This is a genomic window from Methylobacterium sp. BTF04 (assembly GCF_010692745.1).
Classification (GTDB): domain Bacteria; phylum Pseudomonadota; class Alphaproteobacteria; order Rhizobiales; family Beijerinckiaceae; genus Methylobacterium.
In genome coordinates this window covers 1-3,778 of the sequence record NZ_JAAHTB010000114.1, presented here as the reverse complement: position 1 = coordinate 3,778, position 3,778 = coordinate 1, and the positions used below count along the sequence as shown (strand labels likewise).

Annotated in this window: 4 protein-coding genes; 3 read left to right on the top strand and 1 reads right to left on the bottom strand. The window is 53.8% G+C overall.

Going from position 1 to position 3,778, the window contains the following annotated elements; all coding sequences use genetic code 11:
* Together G3T14_RS24840 and G3T14_RS23370 are read left to right on the top strand one after the other, a co-directional pair.
* A partial coding sequence (locus G3T14_RS24840; RefSeq protein ID WP_204263028.1) for a hypothetical protein occupies window positions 1-257 on the top strand: 257 nt, incomplete at its 5' end.
* A gap of 89 nt (window positions 258-346) precedes the next feature.
* Entirely contained in the window at window positions 347-2,101 is a 1,755-nt protein-coding gene (locus G3T14_RS23370) for a PAS domain-containing methyl-accepting chemotaxis protein (RefSeq protein ID WP_246733518.1), read from the top strand.
* Between the two features lie 301 nt (window positions 2,102-2,402).
* Here G3T14_RS23370 and G3T14_RS23365 read toward each other — a convergent pair whose 3' ends face one another.
* Window positions 2,403-3,104, bottom strand: a complete 702-nt coding sequence (locus G3T14_RS23365) for a response regulator transcription factor CtrA (protein WP_163644888.1) — start codon at window positions 3,102-3,104, stop codon at window positions 2,403-2,405.
* Window positions 3,105-3,235: 131 nt separating this feature from the next.
* On the opposite strand from G3T14_RS23365, the gene G3T14_RS23360 reads away from it, so the two are divergent.
* Window positions 3,236-3,754, top strand: coding sequence for a MucR family transcriptional regulator (locus G3T14_RS23360; protein ID WP_163644887.1), 519 nt, complete (start codon window positions 3,236-3,238; stop codon window positions 3,752-3,754).
* The last annotated feature ends 24 nt before the right edge of the window (window positions 3,755-3,778 follow it).

The window sequence follows — 3,778 nt, the reverse complement described above, 5'->3', positions numbered from 1 at the left end:
CCCAGATCACCGCGCCGCCTGACCGCCTCCGTCACCCAAAATCCCGCATAGCTCTTCGAGCTCCTTCGCCACCGCGTTCTCGCCAAAGCTTGATACGTCACACAGATCGACGAAGAACCACTTTTCAGGAGGCAGCCCATTCTAAAACGGCAATGGAAATTTATTTTGAATTCAAAATTCAAAATAATAATATTAGTGTTTATATAATAAGTTATAATTATAAAATTCAATCTAATATTGGATTTACGATTTATTAGTGTGCGGCGATGTAATTAGATAGCGTTGGCTATCGACGATCTTCGAAGAAGAATGTGGGTTTGTTTGCTTAAATAAGGAAACAAACCATATGGTCAATCACTCACATTCTTACCATTTATTCGAAGGAATCAAGCTGATGCTGAGTCATTGGAAGATGAATCGCGAGGCTGTGGCTACGCTCGCTGCGCTCAACCGTTCTGCTGCGACCATCGAGTTCGCGATGGACGGGACGATCCTCACCGCCAACGCAAGCTTTCTCGCATTGCTCGGCTACGAACTGTCCGAGGTCCAAGGCCAGCATCATCGGATGTTCGTCGATCCTGATTATGGAACCAGCGCGCAATACGCAGCCTTTTGGAAGGCCTTGGCTCAAGGCGAACACCAGACTGCAGAATACAAGCGTTTTGGTAAGGACGGTCGCGAACTCTGGATCCAGGCAAGCTACAATCCCGTGCTGGGCCGCGATGGTCGGCCGTTTAAGATCGTCAAGCACGCCACCGACGTCTCGCAAAGCCGGCTCGATCAGGCAGACACCGCGGGTCAAATTGCCGCGATCAACAAAGGGCAAGCAGTGATCCACTTTGCCCTCGACGGCACCATCCTCGACGCCAATGCGAACTTCCTTCGATCCGTTGGCTACGATCGGGCAGAGGTAATCGGTCAACACCACCGGATATTCGTGGAACCCGCCTTCGCTCGGAACGAGCTGTATGCCACATTCTGGGCCGGGCTTCGTCGTGGCGAATTTCAGGCTGCGGAGTATAAGCGCATCGGCAAGGGCGGCAGAGAAATCTGGTTGCAGGCCACTTACAACCCAATCTTCGACATGAACGGAAAGCCGTTCAAGATTGTGAAGTACGCCACCGACGTGACGGACGAAAAGCTGCGCGTGGCCGATCTGACGGGTCAGGTCGCCGCTATCAACAAGTCGCAAGGCGTCATCCATTTCGCGATGGACGGAACGATCCTCGACGCCAACGCGAATTTCCTCGCCGCCATCGGCTATCGTTTGGACGAGGTACGCGGCCAGTCGCACCGCATGCTCGTCGATCCAAAATACGCCGAGACTGCGGATTACCGCGAATTCTGGAATCGCCTACGGCAGGGAGAGTTCAAGGCCGACATCTTCCAGCGCATTGGCAAGGGTGGAAAAAACATCTGGATCCAAGCGACCTACAATCCGATCTTCGATATGAACGGAAAGCCATTCAAGGTGGTAAAGTATGCCACCGACATCACTTCGAAGATGACGTCTCAGATCGAGGCCGCGATGGCGTCCGAGCAGACGATGCTCAACGTCAGCACCGTCGCATCAGCGGCGGAAGAACTGAGTGCCTCGATCGGCGAAATCTCGGAGAGCCTCTCCCGTTCGCGTTCCGTAGTCGATGAGATCTACGATCAGGCTCAGACCGCCGATCAGGCGACGAATGAACTCAAGGATGCAGCCGCTTCGATGAGCAGTGTCGTGGAGTTGATCCGAGGTGTCGGGGCACAGATCAACCTCTTAGCCCTCAACGCGACGATCGAAGCTGCACGCGCAGGGGCGGCCGGTCGCGGCTTCGCGGTCGTCGCTGGCGAGGTCAAGAACCTTTCGAACCAAGTGACGAGCGCAACCGGCCGGATCGCTCAGGATATCCAGGCCATGCAGGGGATTTCCGGAAATGTTGTCGGAGCACTCGGTGTGATTGGGCGGTCGATCGGCTCTATCCGTGGGATCGTCACCAGCGTGGCTTCTGCTGTTGAGGAACAAAGCGCTGTGACACAGGAAATCTCGTCGAGCATGCAAATCGCCTCGAACAGCGTCGCCGACGTGAACCGAAACCTACAAGCCTTGGCATCTTAAAAAAATATGTTCTGACAATTATCAAAATGTCTTTTTAAAGTGGAAAGGCAAAATATAAATCAACATAAAGAAAGCAGGATCGGTCAGATCCGTTCCTGTTTTCCGATATTGTTGATTAAAGTTCAAACCCAAAAATGAGCCGGTTTTTTTACTAATGTACAATCTGTACGATATCTGATCTGATTTTTCTATCCAACTATAATATTATTTCTTACGCTAATTCGACGCCGAGGCCGCCTAAAATTCAGCATATATTCAAAATATACGTCTAATATATTTCGCTGATATGCAGATATGGATTTTAGCTGGCCATCGCCTGCATCGGAGCAGCGCCCTCGCGCAGGAGGTAGCCACGACCCCAGACGGTCTCAATGAAGTTCTGACCGCCCGAGGCGTTGGCTATCTTCTTGCGCAGCTTGCACATGAACACGTCGACAATCTTTAGTGTGGGCTCGTCCATGCCGCCGTAGAGGTGGTTGAGAAACATCTCCTTGGTGAGCGTCGTGCCCTTCCGGAGGGCAAGGAGTTCCAGCAGCTGGTACTCCTTTCCCGTCAGGTTCACGCGGTTGCCCGCGATCGCCACGGTTTTCTCGTCGAGGTTGATGATCAGGTCGCCGGTGGTGATCACCGACTGGGCGTGACCCTTCGAACGGCGCACGATGGCATGGATGCGGGCGACGAGCTCGTCCTTGTGGAACGGCTTGGTGAGGTAATCGTCGGCACCAAAGCCGAGACCCTTAACCTTGTGCTCGATGCCGGCCATGCCGGAGAGGATCAGGATCGGGGTCTTCACCTTGGACACCCGGAGGGCGCGTAGCACCTCGTAACCGGAGATATCCGGTAGGGTCAGATCGAGGAGAATGATGTCGTAGTCGTACAACTTGCCGAGATCGATCCCTTCCTCACCAAGATCGGTGACGTAGGTGCTGATACTCTCCGCTTTGAGCATCAACTCGATGCTCTGTGCGACCGCGGCATCATCCTCGATCAACAGGACGCGCATGGGTGGGCTCCTCGATAATTTAGACTTTACTAAAGAAATATTGCCAATAAATTCTTAACGCGGGTCGCGCCTGATACGCGGACCCGATCGACAACGGACTTTCCAACATTCAATCGAAAAAGGAACCGCTTATGGACGATATGACATCCCTTCCGGAGTCCGACCGCCTTACCCTCGCGGTCGATCTTATCATGGCCTACGTCTGCAACAATTCCGTTCCAGCCTCCGAACTGCTGACGCTGATCGCCAACGTCCATGCTGCCCTCCTTGGTTTGACAGGGGGCATATCGGTCGTGGCCAAGCCCACCGAGAAGCTGACACCAGCCCAGGTCAAAAAGTCGATCACGGCGGACGGACTCATCAGCTTCGAGGACGGTAAGCTCTATAAGACCCTACGTCGGCATCTCACCACCCGTGGCCTAACACCCCTGGCTTATCGTGAAAAATATGGTCTACCCTCTGATTACCCCATGGTGTCAGCAGCGTACTCGGCAAAGCGCTCCGAGCTCGCTAGAAGCCTGGGCTTGGGTAAGATGGGTCGTGGATCGTCGGCCGGAACATTCGAAAACCTTCAGACCTCCGATGACGCTGCTCCTGCAAAGCGCCGTGGTCGGCCGCTGGGTAAGGCAAAGACGCTTGCGGCCGCCTGATCGGCGATTGTCCCAACGGCTTGG